This is a genomic window from Paenibacillus sp. N3/727, from assembly GCF_022637315.1.
GTDB classification, from domain to species: domain Bacteria; phylum Bacillota; class Bacilli; order Paenibacillales; family Paenibacillaceae; genus Paenibacillus_AQ; species Paenibacillus_AQ uliginis.
Genome location: NZ_CP093336.1, coordinates 2,004,500 through 2,021,619 on the forward strand (window position 1 = coordinate 2,004,500; position 17,120 = coordinate 2,021,619).

Here is a 17,120-nt window from a genome sequence, read left to right on the forward strand (position 1 = left end):
ATAGGCTTATAACCCGCTCTACGCGCATTATGGATGCGCCGGAACGGGTTATTTGTATGGTCTGAAATGTTCTTGATATATACTAGAAGTTGATATGACATACATGGACGGGGGATTTCACAAATGACCATTCATATTATTGGCGCAGGTTCACTGGGGCTGTTATACGGAGGCAGACTTGCTGCCAGCGGAGTGGATGTAACTTTTTGGTGCCGCAGCAAGGAGCAGGCTGAGCAGCTGCGCTCAAACGGAATTACGGTTATAAGGGAGCAAGATTCAATTCATGTTCCGTCTGAATCTTTCCAGGCAGAGCCAATCTCAAGATATCATGAGATTGGAGGGGCGGGTGAAGATGATTATATATTTCTGATGGTCAAACAGACGGGAATAACCAAAGTGGTTGAAGAACTGTTTGCTCCTTATTCGTCGAAACACCGGAGACTCCTTTGTTTTCAGAACGGAACGGGTCACATGGAAAGGTTGAGACGAGAGCTGCCTGCCTGGTCACTGTATGCTGCAGTGACGACTGAAGGCGCAAAGCGAAGCGGACCTTCGGAAGTCATGCATGCTGGACAGGGTTCAACCTGGGTTGGACAAGCGGGGGGTTCTTTTTCGGATAATGAGAAGGCAGATCCTTCTGAGGGAAGCGAATCTGAAAAAGCGCTCGCTGTTCAGCTGGAAAGAGCAGGATTTGACGTTTTTTTGTCGAAAGAATTGGATATCATGATCTATCGGAAATTGTTGATGAATGCCGTAATCAATCCGTTAACCGCCTTATGGCGGATTCCGAACGGGGAGCTTCTGGAATCTGAGGAGCGTATGCACCTTATGAAGGAACTCTATGAAGAAGGTATTGCCGTATATTCGGCTTGTAATATTCCCTGGGAGACCGATCTGTGGGAGCAAATACTTCAAGTGTGTCAAGCCACTTCGGGTAACACGTCCTCGATGCTCAAGGACGTCCTGGAAGGACGTACGACAGAAGTTTCATCGATAAACGGAAGTATAGTCCGTATGGCGGAACGTGTTGGTGTATCCACACCGGTCCACCGTCTTATATGGCGGCTGATAGAAGGTATTCATGTTTAGGAGGCGTGAGAATGGATCTTCTCATTATTATGAGTGTTGTACCCGTCATACCTTTCATTCTGGTTTACTTGATCGTTACTCTGCGCAAGAAAGACAAGAAACAGGCGATAAGACTTGCAATGGATGTAACTACTGTGTTTTTATTTATTTCCGTATCGGCTCTGTTTAATATCTTGTTCCAAACCCAATTCGGGTTTTACTTAATTCTACTTCTGCTCCTGATAACGGCGGGATTGATCGGGGGGGCTCAAAACCGTTGGAAGGGGCAGGTTGACGGAAAGCGACTGCTGCGTGCCGTTTGGCGGCTAGCATTTGTAACGATGAGTATAAGTTACATAATTTTTACATTTTTTGGATTGGTCCAATACATATTTAAAGTCATGTAAGGGAAAAGTATTATAAGAAAACTTTTACAATCATGTGTCAGATACCTCACAGGGAGATATTTCTGTGGGGCTTTTAATGGATTTTTTTGACCACTGGTTGTATAATCGGTAAGCATATACCTAAAATCTATGAGGGGGAAACTGCAAGATGAAGAAACACAAAAGCCTATTGCTACTCTTGACGCTGATTCTTGCCATCGGTACGGTGTTGGCCGGATGCGGATCCAACAACAAAAACGATGACCAGAGCGCCAAAGGTGACAACGGAAAACCTAAAGAACAAGTCTTCCGTATGAATTTCGCTTCCGAGCCTCCTACATTGGATCCGGGACAATCTCAAGACAATGCGTCCAACACGGTTATTAACGCTGTGTTCGAAGGTCTCGTACGTAAAGGTACTGACGGTGAGCCCGTACCTGCCGTAGCAGAATCATGGAAAATTTCTGAAGACGGTCTGAAATATGTCTTCACACTCCGCAAAGACGCTAAGTGGAGTAACGGCGATGCTGTAACCGCGAAAGACTTTGAATTCGCTTGGAAACGTGTATTGGATCCAAAGTTCACTCCTGCTCCTCCGTATGTTTACCAACTGTATTACATTAAAAATGCAGAAGCATACAACCTTGGCGACATTAAAGACGCTACTGAAGTAGGCATTAAAGCAACTGACGACCATACACTCGAAGTTACGCTTGAGAATCCTACTCCGTACTTCCTTAATCTGATGTCTTTCCAAACGTATTACCCAATTCATTCATCTGCGAAGGACAATGATAAATGGGCAACGAAACCGGAAACATTGATTGGTAACGGTCCTTTCAAAATGTCTAAGATTACAAAGGGACAAAAAATTGAACTGGTCAAAAATGATCAGTATTGGGACAACAAGTCCGTTAAATTGGAAAAAGTAGAAATGAGCATTGTAAATAGCTCTGCTACAGAACTTTCAAGCTACCGGAATAATGAGCTGGACTATGCAGGACAGCCAACAGGTAGCATTCCTACCGATCAGTTGAACGCTGTGAAGAAAGAGCTTCCAGAAGAGCTGAATATTAAAGGTATCTCCTCTACGTATTTTTATGTTTTCAACACGACTGCAAAGCCGTTTGATAATGTGAACATACGTAAAGCTTTCTCGATGGCATTAGATCGTAAAGCAATTACTGAGAAGATCACAATGGCTGGAGAAATCCCGGCTTTCGGTTTTGTTCCTCCGGGTATTAAAGGTGTAAAAGAAGAGTATCGTACAGAAGTATCTGATAAGTATTTCGAAGAAAATCTGGATGAAGCCAAGAAACTGCTTGCTCAAGGTATGCAGGAAGAAGGCTACACTACTCTGCCTGAAGTTACACTGATCCATAACTCCGATGATCGCCATAAGAAAATTGCACTTGCAGTCTCCGATATGTGGAAGAAAAATCTTGGTGTAGAAGTTAAGGTTCAAAACCAAGAGTGGGGCGTTTTCTTGAAAAATCGTCAAAATCTCGATTATCAAATCGCTCGTTCAGGTTGGGGCGCAGACTATAACGATCCTATGACTTACATTGATATGTGGACATCGAAGAGCGGTAACAATGACAGCGGCTTTAAAAACGAAGAGTATGACAAGCTTGTGAACGAAGCTTACAGTTCAAGTGACAATGCAAAGCGCATGGAAATGATGGCAGATGCTGAAAAAATTCTGGTTCAGGATAATCAAGTAGTTTTGCCGTTGTTCTACTATTCCAACGTATCTTTGGTTAAACCTTGGGTCAAAGGTCTTACTCTTGATTACAAAGGTGATATTGATTTCACACGTGCATACATTGAGTAGTCATTCGTAGAACTTTGTATGAAAGACTACTACTCGGGATATATATGTGGGGATTCACCTCATATATATCCCGATTTTTTTGTATTGATCGAACTTTTTCCAAATCTTGTTTTGTTTGGTGGAACTTATAGAATTGATTATTCGTTCTAGTGTTGTTTACAATAAAACTAGACTTGGCATAGAACAACTATCAACTAGGGGGATGCGGGATGCTGAGGTATGTAGCGAGTAAGTTTTTTTACATGCTTGTATCGTTATTCATACTGATCTCAGCCACTTTTTTTCTCATGAAAGCCATACCGGGTGATCCGTTTATGGGAGAAAAAAAGCCTTCGCCTGAAATATTGGCGAGGCTGATGGAGCAGTATGATTTGGATAAACCGATTTTTCAGCAGTACACGAAATACTTGGGAAATATAGTGCAGGGTGACTTTGGATTGTCCATGAAACAGCAAAACCAAAGCGTTACCGATATCATTACAGAAACATTCGCTCCATCCTTGAAACTAGGTCTAATAGCGATTGTCGTTTCTGTCATTGTTGGCGTACTGCTAGGTATGCTAGCAGCTCTATATCACCGCAAACTGATCGATAACGTTGCGATGATTGTTTCCGTATTGGGTATCGCGGTACCGAGCTTCGTGCTGGCTTCCTTACTTCAATATGTTTTGGCTGAAAAGGCAGGATTGTTTAACGTTATGGGTTTTGACGGCCCGCTGGATTATGTTCTTCCGGTGATGGCATTATCTGCTCAACCGATTGCATTTATCGCGCGCTTGACCCGTTCAAGCATGCTTGAAGTATTGCATTCAGACTATATTAAGACCGCTAAAGCAAAAGGCTTAAACTGGTTTGCTATTATGTTCCGTCACGTCATTCGTAACGGTATTCTGCCAGTCGTTACCTATGTTGGTCCAATGACGGCAAACGTTATTACCGGCTCGGTCGTTATTGAACAAATCTTTGGTATCGGCGGTATCGGCAAACAGTTTGTGAATAGTATTACAAACCGCGATTATACGGTAATTATGGGAATTACGATTTTTTACGGAATCTTGTTGATGCTTGCTCGTTTCTTGACGGATATTGCCTATGTACTCGTAGATCCGCGTATTAAACTGAGTGGCGGGAAGGAGGGCTAACACGATGACGACAGAACAGACGATGCTGAATCCCGCGGCACAAAACCTGAAACCTGAAGATTTCCAAAAGATTGGCGTTGATGAAAAGCAATCCGAAGTCATTCAGCGTGAAAGCTTGTCGGCTTGGCGTGACTCCTGGGAACGATTGCGCAAGAACAAGCTTGCCATGACCGGTTTGATTATTATGATATTGATCACTATTATGGCCATCATCGGCCCGATGATCTCGAAATTTGATTATGAAACAAATGATCTCATGAATACGAATATGCCTCCTTCTTCGGAGCACTGGTTCGGCACCGACGATTTGGGACGTGATGTGTTTGTCCGTACATGGATGGGCGCGCGTATCTCTTTGATCGTCGGACTTGCGGCGGCGGCAATTGACCTTATGATTGGTGTCATTTACGGCGGTGTAATGGGCTATTTTGGTGGTCGTATCGATGAGTTCATGAATAAATTTGCAGAGATTTTGTACTCGATACCTTATCTCTTAGTTACAATTTTGCTCCTGGTCGTATTTGAACCAAGTTTAGGTACGATCATACTTGCCTTAACGATTACCGGTTGGATTAACATGTCATGGATTGTGCGGGGAGAAATTATGCAACTGAAGAGCAGGGAGTATGTGCTGGCCTCACGTTCTATGGGTGCTGGCGCTCCAAGGCTCTTGTTCCGTCACTTAATTCCGAACGCACTCGGTCCCATTATCGTTACGTTGACTCTGTCCGTGCCGAATGCGATCTTTGCTGAGGCTTTCTTGAGCTTCCTTGGCTTGGGTGTTCAAGCGCCGGTCGCTTCATGGGGCTCCATGATTAACGATGCTTTGTCCGGCTGGATGTACTATCCTTGGCGGATGCTGTTCCCAGCCCTCTTTATCAGCTTGACGATGCTCGCATTTAACATTTTCGGTGATGGCCTGCGTGACGCACTGGATCCGAAACTGAAAAAATAGGAGGTGGGAAGGTATGGAACCAATTTTGCAGGTTAAAGACCTCAACGTTTCGTTCCGTGTACGCGGCGGTGAAGTTAAAGCTGTTCGCGGCATGAATTTTGAAGTTGGCAAAGGGGAGACGGTTGCCATTGTTGGTGAATCCGGCAGCGGTAAAAGTGTTACCGCCCAGACAATCATGCGTCTGATTCCGTCCCCGCCATCAGAGATTAAAAAAGGAGAGATCATTTTTCAAGGTCAGGACCTTCTCAAGAAAAGTAACAAACAAATGGAAGCGATTCGTGGTAAAGATATCGGAATGATATTTCAAGATCCGATGACTTCCCTGAATCCTACTATTAAGATAGGTAAGCAAATTACCGAGGTGCTCATTAAACACCAGAACATGTCTGCGGGCGAAGCGAAAAAACAGGCTATTGAAATGCTCAAGCTTGTCGGCATCAAAAATGCGGAAGAACGCTTCAGCCAATATCCGCATGAGTTTTCCGGTGGTATGCGCCAGCGTGCCATGATCGCGATTGCGCTTGCCTGCAATCCTGCACTGCTTATTGCGGACGAGCCAACAACCGCGCTTGACGTAACTATCCAGGCTCAGATTATGGATGTCATGAAAGACATGCAGGAGCGTCTAGGCACATCCATTATTCTGATCACGCATGACCTTGGTGTTGTAGCCGGTATGTGTGACCGGGTTATCGTTATGTACGCTGGAGAGGTCGTAGAAACGGGAACGAAGTGGGAGATTTTCAAAAATCCTAAGCACCCTTACACCAAGGGACTGCTTCGCTCCATGCCACGTTTGGACCAGAAGAAGGATGAGCCGCTTATCCCGATTATCGGTACACCACCCGATCTTATTAAACCTCCGGCGGGATGTGCGTTCTGCGCCCGTTGTGATGAAGCGATGAGAATTTGCGAACGAATTAGTCCGGATACAACGGAGTTCAGCGATACGCATGCGGCGCGCTGCTGGAACCTTCATCCGATGGCAGGGGAGGCTCAGTCATCATGAAGAGCAACAACCTAATTGAAGTAAATGGATTGAAAAAATATTTTAATGTCGGAAAAGGTAATATCCTAAAAGCGGTAGACAATCTCAACTTCTACATCCGTGAAGGTGAAACCCTCGGCATGGTAGGCGAATCCGGTTGTGGTAAATCAACTGCAGGACGGACAATCCTCCGTCTGTATGAACCTACTGCCGGAAGCGTAACGTTCAATGGAACAGATATTTACAAGCTTCCGCCGAAAAAAATGAAGGCGATGCGCCGTGATATGCAGATGATATTTCAGGATCCATACGCCTCGTTGAATCCACGTTTTACGGTCACTGACATTATCGGGGAAGCGCTGGATATCCACGGTATGGCCGGTAGCCGTGCTGAACGGAAAAAACGTGTCGAGGAGCTGCTGGATATGGTCGGCTTGAACAGCGACCATGCTACGCGGTATCCGCATGAATTCTCGGGTGGTCAGCGTCAGCGGATTGGTATTGCGCGCGCGCTCGCGGTAAATCCAAAGTTTATTATTTGTGACGAGCCGATTTCGGCACTGGATGTGTCAATACAAGCGCAGGTGGTCAATCTGCTTCAAGATTTGCAGGACCGTCTTGGTCTGACTTACCTCTTTATTGCTCATGATTTGTCTATGGTTAAGCATATCAGTGATCGCGTAGCTGTTATGTATCTTGGTAAGATGGTTGAGCTTGCAGATAGCGAAGAGTTATATGCGAATCCGATTCATCCATATACCAAGACGCTGCTGTCGGCAATCCCGATTCCCGATCCGGAGATCGAAGCTAACAAGAAGCGCCTGATCATGGAAAATGATATGCAAGGACCGATTTCTGCAGCCAAAGGTGAAGACGGTACCGTTGTCCTTGATGAAAAAGATACCGAATTGGTGGAAGTTTCTAAAGGCCATTGGGTTGCCAAAGCCTACGCTTAAGGGAGCAAATATGTATTGTGGGGTGTCCTAAAAGGTCCGTTGACCTAGGACGCCCTTTTTGTCTATCGTAGATGCTACGAGTACGAGTCGTTCCTACAATCGCTCTTGCCCCCGAATTTCTTGAATTATTCCTCTACGGAAGAAATTCGGGGACACAGCATATCAAATCCTCGTGTGGCCATCATTTTTGCTTTTTTCTAAAAGATGTCTCTGTTATTATTCTAAAAATCCACTTTTAGACAAACCCTTTTCTTTTCCCTTTGACGGAGAACATCAATTTTCGGTACAATCAATAAGGGCTTTAATAAAGTAAGTTGACCGGTTAGGTTGAAGCAGAATAGGAGGCATACCTCATGAATATAGTTCCGGAGCCATTATCCGGCGGATCGCTTCTGGCACAAGATTACATCGGCCGCTTCGAGCAAGTGAGCGGTTTTTATGGTGGGAACCATCGTGATGAGCGCAGCTGGGAGCAGCGTGTAAAATGGCTGGATCATTCCGAGGAGAAACGAATCAGCCGCAGAGCGCTGGTTGATAGTCTTCGGTCATATAATGAAAAATATAATCAGCATGATGCGGTACATAAATCTCTCGATTTATTAGAGCAGGATGGTACCTTGGTCATTACCGGTGGACAGCAGAGCGGTTTGTTTACCGGACCTATGCTTGTTGTGCATAAGGCGGTTACCATCATTCAAGCAGCCCGGGAGGCTGAGAAAAGATTGGGACGGCCGGTTATTCCTGTATTTTGGATTGCCGGGGAAGACCACGACTGGGATGAAGTAAACCATACGCACGTTTTGTCAGCAGATCTTGAGGTGACCAAGATTAAAATAGACGGCGACGCAGGGGCTCGAACTTCTGTAAGCTTCACCCCGGTTGAGGATGGACAATGGAAGCAGGCGTTGGATGAGCTTCAGCACTTGCTTCAGGACAGTGAATTCAAACCGGAAATAATGAATTTACTTCGTCAGTCCACAGAGACTTCTAAGGGGCTAGGCGATGCATTCGCGAAGCTTATGGGAACGCTGTTTGGCAAGTATGGTCTCGTTCTTTTGGATTCCGCCGATCCATGTCTTAGGTCCCTGGAAGCTCCCGTCTTTGAAAGACTGATCAGACAAAATGAATCGTTAGGTCAATCGTACCAGTTAGCAGCTCGTGACATAACAGGCCTTGGCTATGAGCTGCAGGCGGATGTTCCTGTGAACGGTGCGAACTTGTTCTACCTGTTTGATAATAAACGGCTTCTTCTATTTAGAGAAAACGGAGTTTTTGCAGATAGAAGAGGTTTCGTCTCCATGACGGAAGCCGAGCTGCTTGCAGAATTGGCGGAGCATCCGGAGCGGTTCAGCAACAACGTGCTTACGCGTCCGCTAATGCAGGATTCTCTGCTGCCTGTCCTTGGAACGGTATTAGGACAAGGTGAAATTTCCTATTGGGCCATCACAAGGTATGCTTTTGCAGAGATGGGGCTTGAAATGCCGCTGATCTTGCCACGGATGTCTTTTACTCTTATCGAAAATACTTCCCAGAAGTATATGGAAAAATATAAATTGACGTTTCAGGATATATATGTAAATCTTGAGGATAAGCGTCAAGAATGGCTGTCGGGTCAAAACGGGCTCGACTTGGACCTGCGCTTCCGGGAGACAAAGGAGTCTTTCAACCAGCTTTACGAGCCTTTGTTACAGGACTTGAGCAGTGTACAACCGGGACTGACAAAATTAGGACAGAGCAATAAAGATAGAATACTGGCTCAGATGGATTTTCTTCTGAACAAAACAAAGGAGGCGCTGGAACAGCAGCATAGTGCTTCACTAAGGCAATGGGAGCTGCTGAGTCATTCCATTGTTCCTATGGGGCGTCCGCAGGAGAGAGTGTACAACATTTTTTACTATTTAAATCGATACGGAATGTCACTGCTGGATGACCTTATGGTCATACCTTATGACGACTCTGGTTCTCACCGGGCCGTATATCTTTGATTCATTTTCCCGCACAGGCTTAAGCCTGGAGCTTGGATATGTTATAGTACTGCATAATTCATATATAGGGAGGCTGTATTATGAGTTCATCATCAATTCAGAATAGCGTAATCAAGGATTTGAAACTGGCACCAGAGGGACATCTAAAAATCGATTGGGTAGAGGCGCATATGCCTGTGCTAAACCGGGTTCGCAAGCAATTTGAAGAGGAACAGCCGTTCAAAGGTCTGAAGGTTGCAATCTCATTGCATCTCGAAGCCAAAACCGCTTATCTCGCTAAGGTTGTTCAAGCCGGCGGTGCCGAGGTTACGATTACAGGAAGCAATCCGCTGTCTACGCAGGATGATGTATGTGCGGCTTTGGTGGAGGATGGGATAACCGTTTTTGCCAAGTACAACCCGGGGGCCGAGGAGTACAAGGAACTGCTCATCCAGGCACTGGAAAGCAAGCCAGATCTCCTGATCGATGACGGCGGTGATCTTGTAACGATTCTCCATGCGGAGCGTCCTGATCTGCTCGAGGGCATACGCGGAGGAGCTGAGGAGACGACAACCGGAATTCTTCGTTTGAAGTCGCTCGAAAAAGAAGATGCTCTGAGATTCCCAATGGTTGCTGTGAACGATGCGTACTGCAAGTACCTGTTCGACAACCGTTACGGTACCGGACAGTCTGTATGGGATGGAATTAACCGGACGACTAACCTCGTTGTAGCGGGCAAAACCGTAGTTGTTGTTGGTTACGGATGGTGTGGTAAAGGGGTAGCAATGCGAGCCAAGGGATTGGGTGCAAACGTCATTGTTACCGAGGTTGATGCGATTAAAGCGGTGGAAGCCTATATGGACGGTTTCCGTGTAATGCCGATGGGTGAAGCAGCCAAGCACGGTGATTTCTTTGTTACGGTTACAGGGAACCGCGATGTGATTAACGGCGAGCATTATGATGTGATGAAGGACGGGGCGATTTTGTCCAATGCCGGTCACTTCGATGTTGAAGTTAACAAGCCTGATCTGGCTTCGCGCTCACAATCTATTCGCACCGTACGGCGCAATATTGAAGAGTACCAATTGAAAGATGGACGTAAGATCTACCTGCTCGCTGAAGGGCGTCTTGTGAATCTTGCAGCAGGCGACGGGCATCCGGCAGAAATTATGGATATGACGTTTGCGCTGCAGGCACTTTCGCTGAAATATGTAAATGACCTTTATCAAAGCATCGGCAATCGCGTCGTCAATGTGCCTTATGAATTGGATGAACAAGTAGCTCGGTATAAATTAGAAAGTCTTGGAATTGCCATTGACGAGCTAAGTGAGACGCAAAAATCTTACCTGAATAGCTGGGAGCAGCATTAAAACCGCATGGTAACAGGCTTTTTATAAATAACTTGGAACCCTCATTTGAATTCAGATGGAATTCAAATGAGGGTTTTTTTGCCGCGTAATGGAAGTGGTCGCTAAAAAAAACAATAACTTGCTTGAAGGGATTTGATTCTTGATGACGAATCTATTATTCTAAAGTGGTGGAAAGTGGTGCAAAGTGGGGAATCGGGGTTAAGGAGTGAGAGTGCCTGATGTTTATGGGGGAGTTTCAGCATAGCATCGATGACAAGGGAAGGATCATTATCCCGGCAAAATTTAGGGATCTCCTTGGCAACTCTTTTATTGTAACCCGCGGTTTAGACCAGTGTCTCTTTGTATACCCCACTGAAGAATGGGCCATTATGGAACAAAAGCTCAAATCCCTTCCACTCATGAAGTCGGACGCACGTGCGTTTACCCGGTTTTTTTTCTCAGGGGCGACGGAATGCGAATGGGATAAACAGGGAAGGGTAAATTTGCCGGGCAATTTGCGGGAATTTGCCAAGCTCGATAAGGAATGCGTTGTCATCGGCGTCTCGAATCGGGTGGAGATTTGGAGCAAAGAGCAATGGCAGAAGTATTATCAGCAGTCAGAAGAAGCATTTAATGACATCGCTGAGAAGCTGGTCGACTTTGATTTCGACCTTTAATCAATCCGCATTACATAACATGTTGGATGAGTAGACAATTATGGAGGGCTGCAGCTTGTTTCATCACATCACGGTGCTTAAAGAAGAAGCGACAGAAGGGCTGCGCATCAAACCAGACGGTATATATGTTGACTGTACACTGGGAGGAGCGGGTCACAGCTCGCTGATTGCTTCCAAACTGGGTTCAGGGGGCCGTTTGATCGCGCTTGATCAGGACGATTGGGCGCTGGATAACGCAAAAGAGGTTCTTAATCCATATGGAGACAAGGTTACCCTGGTCAAGACGAATTTCCGCGATTTGGAGGAGGTACTCCATAGCGAAGTCGATCGTGACGAGGATGGCCATTCCCATGTTGACGGTATTCTGTTTGATTTGGGCGTGTCTTCACCGCAATTTGATGAGGGGGAGAGAGGATTCAGCTACAATCACGATGCACCGCTCGATATGCGGATGGATCAGTCTGCAGAACTTACAGCGGCTGAAATCGTGAATGAATGGTCAGAACAGGAAATCGCCAAGATTTTATACGAATATGGTGAAGAAAAGTTTTCAAGACGAATTGCTAGGGTTATTTGCGAAAGGCGGGAAATTAGTCCCATTCAAACGACAGGTCAATTGGTCGATATGATTAAAGAAGGAATTCCGGCCGCTGCCCGCAGGACGGGAGGTCATCCGGCAAAGCGGAGCTTTCAGGCGCTGCGAATTGCCGTGAATGATGAACTCGGTGCATTTAAAGATGCGCTGCATCAAGCGATTTCATGTCTTGCACCGGGAGGACGGGTTTCCGTCATCACTTTTCACTCCCTGGAGGACCGGATTTGCAAACAAATATTTAACAGTTACATTCCGAAGTGTACTTGTCCGCCAGATTTTCCTATGTGCGTTTGCGGTGGAGGTCAAGGAACATTAAAGCTAGTAAACCGGAAGCCAATTGTTCCTAGTGAATCGGAATTAGCGCAAAATCCCCGCGCGCGTTCAGCCAAGCTGCGTATTGCGGAAAAGTTATAACGCACTGAGAAATACAAGAAGAAGGAGAATACAGCCATGGCCTACACACGCGGTAATTTGGCCGTTCAAGAGAGACAGAAGCAACAACCACAGAAGCAACAGCCGTCACAATATCTCGAGAAAACGACTGTCATTAAGCGCCGCTCTCAATTGCCCAAAAGAGAAAAGCTTCTCTACCTGATGTCTGTACTGTTTGTTGTCACAGTTACGGGTTGGGTTGGGATGAGCCATGTGAAAGTTTATGATCTGAACCGTCAGATACAGAATGCTGACTCTGATATCCACAAGCTGAACAAAAGCATGGATACACTTCAAGTAAAGAAGCAGACTCTGGAGATGGGGATTGCGCAAAAAGCAAAGGAACTTGGCTACGTTCAGGTTGAGCAAGGCGATGCGATACACGTTCCTGCGATACCTGGCAAATCAGATACATCCAGTGCACAGTCGGGACAAAACTAGAATAGTAGTGAGGTTGGACCGATGATAAAAAAAATTAAACTGCGTACATTGCTAATAGGGGGAGTGATTACCCTCTTTTTTCTTTTATTGATTGGACGTATTTTTTGGCTGCAGGTCATTGATAATGATTTCTGGCAGGAGAAAGCCTTGGCTAACTGGGACCGTGAGGAGACACTTGTGGCATCCCGCGGCACAATTATGGATCGGGATGGCGATATTCTTGCCATGGATGCGCCGGCATATACCGTCGCTGTAAACCCGAAGGTCATTCAAGCGAATGATCTGGAGGATGAGGTCGTAGAAGGACTTCACAAGGTACTGAATAAGAAAGAAGATGAGCTTCGAGAGCTTATAACGGCCAAGAAGGAAGATGGAAGCTATCATGTCTATCGAGAAGTTCGTCTTGAAGGCTGGAAAATTGATGAAGAAAAGAAAAATCAAGTTGAAAAGTTGATGAGCGAGCTCAAGCAGCAACTTCTATCTGCAGGAAAGGTACCGGATACCGGAATTTCGATAATAAACGAGAAGAAGCGTTTTTATCCGAGAAACACCTTGGCTGCGCATGTTTTGGGATATACGGACCGTCAAGGAATTGCCAGAGACGGTTTCGAATATTATTTTGATGATGAGCTCAAGGGCGTTAATGGTTTTGCCAAATATCAGAGTGATAAGAAGGGAGTAAAGGTCCCTTCGGCTGACGAAGTTTACCAGCCACCCAAGAATGGAAAAAATTTTAAGCTGACGATCGATGACACAATCCAGTATTATATCGAGGATGCTATGCGTGAAGCATATGAACAATATAATCCAGTCAGTATGACAGTTATTGCTGCCGATCCGAACACGATGGAAATTTTAGGGATGGCGAATGTGCCAACCTTTGATCCGAATACATTCTGGAATACTCCCGATATGAAGAATTTTTACAATCATGCGGTTAGATCGACTTATGAGCCTGGTTCGACTTTCAAAATCGTTACACTTGCCAGCGCAATCCAGGAGAACTTATTCAAACCCGATGCAACTTATATGTCAGGCTCCATCCGTGCGGGCGGCAGAACACACTGGGATGTCAGACGTGAAGGATGGGGGGGGCAGATCTCTTATCTAGATGGTGTGAAGAGATCCAGTAACGTTGCCTTTGTAAAGCTTGGATATGAAATGCTCGGCAAAGAGCGCCTGAAAAGTTATATTAATGCTTTCGGTTTCAGTGAAAGGACAGAGATCGAACTCCCAGGTGAAGGGCTCGGACGTATGAATATGGAGAGAGATATCGACATCTCGACTGTTCCTTACGGCTATGCTGTTTCGGTTACGCCGATTCAGCAGATTGCAGCCATTTCAGCTGTAGCTAACGGCGGCAAGCTGATGAAACCTCAGATCGTGAAACAAAAAGAAGATCCGAATACAGGTGAGATAACAAATATCGAGCCTGAAGTCGTGCGCCAGGTCATCTCTCCAGAGACGGCAAGAAAAACCGGCGAATATCTTGAGCAGGTCGTTGCTGACCAGGAGATAGGTAGCGGTAAACTAGCATACATCGATGGTTATCGCGTAGCCGGTAAAACCGGAACAGCGATAAAAGGGGATTACAGCGACCGAAACAAAGTAGTTGCTTCCTTTATCGGATATGCTCCTGTGGATGACCCGAAAATCGCCGTGCTAGTCATTATCGACGAGCCGAGTGAGCAAATCGGCGGGGGTGCAGCTGCGGCGCCTGTATTCAAAAAGATTGTATCCCAGTCTTTGAAATACTGGGGTGTTCCTAAAACAGAATCTCCGGATGACAAAAAAGATAAAAAAGATAAAAATGATAAACCAGCTGCTGCAGATGTTCGCACAACGCCTAACTTGGCAGGAATGAAGGTCAGCGAGGTTAAAACGAAGCTCCTGGCTGAAGGGTTTCCTTTTGAAACTTTGGGTAAAGGAAGCACTGTAAAGAAGCAGTATCCTTCGGCAGGCGCATCGATGGGAGCCGGTCAGCGGATATATCTTCTGACGGAAGATGACGCAAAGATGAAGATACCGGATCTGAAGGGAGAATCTCTGCGGGATGCCATGGAGGTTCTCACCTTGATGAAGGTACGCGTCAGTGTCCAAGGTGAGGGCTACGTTGCCGAGCAGAAGGAAGCAACCGAGAACGGCCGTCGTGTCGTTTATTTGACACTGAAGTCTGCAGAGGATACCGTAAAGGGCGTTGATTCATCCTCGTCCGGCGATGAACCGGATGCAGCCAAAACAGATGAGACAGCATCCGGTAAGGAATAGCTTGTTCTAACCCCTAGTTGTCCCGAATACTCATGTGATAAACGTAATTCATGAGCTTACGGGTTCGATGGGGAGGGAAGCTTAGTTGAAAGTATCTATTGTATCTCAGCGGAGGAGGCTGCTCTGGACTCTGTTGCTGCTGTTTCTGCTGTTCGCTGCACTTGTTGTCCGGCTTGCCTACGTTCAGATTGGGGAAGGTGCAGAGCTGTCGGCGAAAGCAGAGGAGTCCTGGCGCCGCAACATTCCGTTTACTGCTAAACGGGGGGAAATCCTTGACCGCAACGGTGAAGCATTAGTTACGAATATTAGTACACCAACCATCATGGCTATTCCAGTTCAGATCAAGGAACCGGATAAAACAGCAACATTGTTGGCCTCGAAGCTTGGCATGAACGAGGCCGACGTGAAGAAGATTATTACGAAGCGGGGATCCATGGTAGAACGGCTTAAACCCGGCGGACGAAAAATTACGATGGAGCTGGCTCAGGAAATTCGTGATTTGAAGCTGCCGGGTATCGTTGTTGCTGAGGACAATACGCGCTACTATCCTTACGGCGGACTCGCGGCACATATCCTTGGCTTTACGGGTATCGACAATCAGGGTCTGACAGGAACCGAGAAGAAATTTGATGATAAGCTTAGAGGCCTCAATGGGAGTATCTCCTATTTGTCAGATGCCGGCGGTCGGCTGATGCCTGGGTCATCCGAGAAATATATGGAGCCTAGAGACGGACTGAATCTGTTGCTTACCACTGACATATCCATTCAATCCATTATGGAGCGTGAATTGGATCAGGCTATGGTCAAATACCAAGCAAATGCCAGTTGGGCCATCGCGATGAATCCTAAAAATGGCGAGATCTTGGCCATGGCCAGCCGGCCTGGATATTCCCCGGCAAGGTATAAAGAATTTGAACCGGACATCTATAACCGTAATCTTCCGATTTGGATGACATACGAGCCGGGATCAACGTTTAAAATCATCACCCTTGCTGCAGCACTGGAAGAAGGCAAGGTGAATTTGAAAAATGATCATTTTTATGATTCTGGCGCTGTTGAGGTCGGCGGAGCAAGACTTCGCTGCTGGAAGAGAGGGGGACACGGAAGCCAGACGTTTATGGAAGTCGTTCAGAACTCCTGCAACCCAGGGTTTGTGGCACTCGGTCAGAAGCTGGGTAAAGAAACCCTCTTCCAATATATCCGTGATTTCGGTTTTGGCGCAAAGACAGGTGTAGATCTGATTGGTGAGGGAAACGGCATCTTGTTCAAGCTGTCGAGAGTAGGTCCGGTAGAGTTGGCTACAACAGCATTTGGACAGGGGGTTTCTGTTACGCCGATTCAACAGGTCGCTGCGGTTTCCGCCGCTATTAATGGCGGCAATCTATACCAGCCTCATGTAGCCAAAGCGTGGATTCACCCAGAGACCGGTGAAGTCGTTGATGAAATTAAACCAGAGCCGGTGAGGCAGGTTATCTCGGAAGAAACGTCCAAACAAGTAAGAGAGGCGCTAGAAAGCGTCGTTGCCAAAGGAACGGGTCGTCCCGCCTTTATTGACGGTTACCGGGTTGGCGGAAAAACCGGTACCGCTCAGAAAGTTATCAACGGCCGTTATTCTTCGACCGAGCATATCGTATCCTTTATAGGCTTCGCGCCAGCAGATGATCCGCAGATTGTCGTGTATGCTGCAGTAGACAACCCGAAGGGAATTCAGTTTGGGGGCGTCGTAGCGGCACCAATCGTGCAGAACATCCTGGAGGATTCGCTACATTACATGCAGGTTCCACAGCGGAAAGATCAGATGGCGCGGGAATACAAGTACGGGGAAACGCCAACGGTTACTGTACCTAACCTGGTCGGTGCAACGGTTCAGGATTTGTATGAAGATCTGAACATGAACTTCATGCTTGCTAAATCGGGCACCGGAAGTAAGGTGATCAGTCAGGCACCGAAGCCGGGAAGCCGGGTGGAACGAGGTTCAACGATCCGGATATATATGGGCACTTCGTCTGAAGATGAGCATGGGCACTAGCGGATGCATCCGCTTCGCAGTAGAAGGATGCCGATG

Annotated in this window: 14 protein-coding genes; all 14 read left to right on the top strand. The window is 46.4% G+C overall.

The annotated features are described in order from the left end of the window. Positions 1 to 123: 123 nt before the first annotated feature. The 14 genes from MNQ98_RS08750 to MNQ98_RS08815 all read left to right on the top strand — a co-directional run bounded on the left by MNQ98_RS08750 (position 124) and on the right by MNQ98_RS08815 (position 17,084). Positions 124 to 1,089 (top strand): ketopantoate reductase family protein, encoded by a 966-nt coding sequence (locus MNQ98_RS08750; RefSeq protein WP_241932828.1) that lies wholly within the window; start codon positions 124 to 126, stop codon positions 1,087 to 1,089. Positions 1,090 to 1,100: 11 nt separating this feature from the next. Next, on the top strand, positions 1,101 to 1,475 hold the full coding sequence (locus MNQ98_RS08755; protein ID WP_241932829.1) for a DUF3397 domain-containing protein: 375 nt from the start codon (positions 1,101 to 1,103) through the stop codon (positions 1,473 to 1,475). A gap of 148 nt (positions 1,476 to 1,623) precedes the next feature. Next, positions 1,624 to 3,288 carry a peptide ABC transporter substrate-binding protein gene (locus MNQ98_RS08760; RefSeq protein ID WP_241932830.1) on the top strand — a complete coding sequence of 555 codons (1,665 nt, stop codon included), beginning with the start codon at positions 1,624 to 1,626 and terminating at the stop codon, positions 3,286 to 3,288. Between the two features lie 209 nt (positions 3,289 to 3,497). After that, positions 3,498 to 4,430, top strand: coding sequence for an ABC transporter permease (locus tag MNQ98_RS08765; RefSeq protein ID WP_241932831.1), 933 nt, complete (start codon positions 3,498 to 3,500; stop codon positions 4,428 to 4,430). 4 nt (positions 4,431 to 4,434) lie between these two features. Beyond that, complete coding sequence (locus MNQ98_RS08770; RefSeq protein WP_241932832.1) at positions 4,435 to 5,385, top strand: ABC transporter permease; 951 nt, start codon at positions 4,435 to 4,437, stop codon at positions 5,383 to 5,385. Positions 5,386 to 5,398: 13 nt separating this feature from the next. After that, positions 5,399 to 6,394 carry an ABC transporter ATP-binding protein gene (locus tag MNQ98_RS08775; RefSeq protein WP_241932833.1) on the top strand — a complete coding sequence of 332 codons (996 nt, stop codon included), beginning with the start codon at positions 5,399 to 5,401 and terminating at the stop codon, positions 6,392 to 6,394. Continuing rightward, complete coding sequence (locus tag MNQ98_RS08780; protein WP_241932834.1) at positions 6,391 to 7,329, top strand: ABC transporter ATP-binding protein; 939 nt, start codon at positions 6,391 to 6,393, stop codon at positions 7,327 to 7,329. Before MNQ98_RS08775 ends, MNQ98_RS08780 begins: the two co-directional genes overlap by 4 nt. 353 nt (positions 7,330 to 7,682) lie before the next feature. After that, positions 7,683 to 9,314 (top strand): bacillithiol biosynthesis cysteine-adding enzyme BshC, encoded by a 1,632-nt coding sequence (bshC, locus tag MNQ98_RS08785; protein ID WP_241932835.1) that lies wholly within the window; start codon positions 7,683 to 7,685, stop codon positions 9,312 to 9,314. Positions 9,315 to 9,394: 80 nt separating this feature from the next. Next, positions 9,395 to 10,663, top strand: coding sequence for an adenosylhomocysteinase (locus MNQ98_RS08790; RefSeq protein ID WP_241932836.1), 1,269 nt, complete (start codon positions 9,395 to 9,397; stop codon positions 10,661 to 10,663). A gap of 218 nt (positions 10,664 to 10,881) precedes the next feature. Beyond that, a complete protein-coding gene (gene mraZ, locus MNQ98_RS08795; RefSeq protein WP_241932837.1) occupies positions 10,882 to 11,319 on the top strand; it encodes a division/cell wall cluster transcriptional repressor MraZ in 438 nt (145 codons plus the stop codon). Positions 11,320 to 11,374: 55 nt separating this feature from the next. Continuing rightward, positions 11,375 to 12,328: a 16S rRNA (cytosine(1402)-N(4))-methyltransferase RsmH gene (gene rsmH, locus MNQ98_RS08800; RefSeq protein ID WP_241932838.1), complete on the top strand. Its 954-nt coding sequence runs from the start codon at positions 11,375 to 11,377 to the stop codon at positions 12,326 to 12,328. Positions 12,329 to 12,364: 36 nt separating this feature from the next. After that, positions 12,365 to 12,787: a cell division protein FtsL gene (locus tag MNQ98_RS08805; RefSeq protein WP_241932839.1), complete on the top strand. Its 423-nt coding sequence runs from the start codon at positions 12,365 to 12,367 to the stop codon at positions 12,785 to 12,787. Between the two features lie 21 nt (positions 12,788 to 12,808). Next, positions 12,809 to 15,055 carry a penicillin-binding transpeptidase domain-containing protein gene (locus tag MNQ98_RS08810; protein ID WP_241932840.1) on the top strand — a complete coding sequence of 749 codons (2,247 nt, stop codon included), beginning with the start codon at positions 12,809 to 12,811 and terminating at the stop codon, positions 15,053 to 15,055. Between the two features lie 85 nt (positions 15,056 to 15,140). Further along, complete coding sequence (locus MNQ98_RS08815) at positions 15,141 to 17,084, top strand: stage V sporulation protein D (protein WP_241932841.1); 1,944 nt, start codon at positions 15,141 to 15,143, stop codon at positions 17,082 to 17,084. The last annotated feature ends 36 nt before the right edge of the window (positions 17,085 to 17,120 follow it).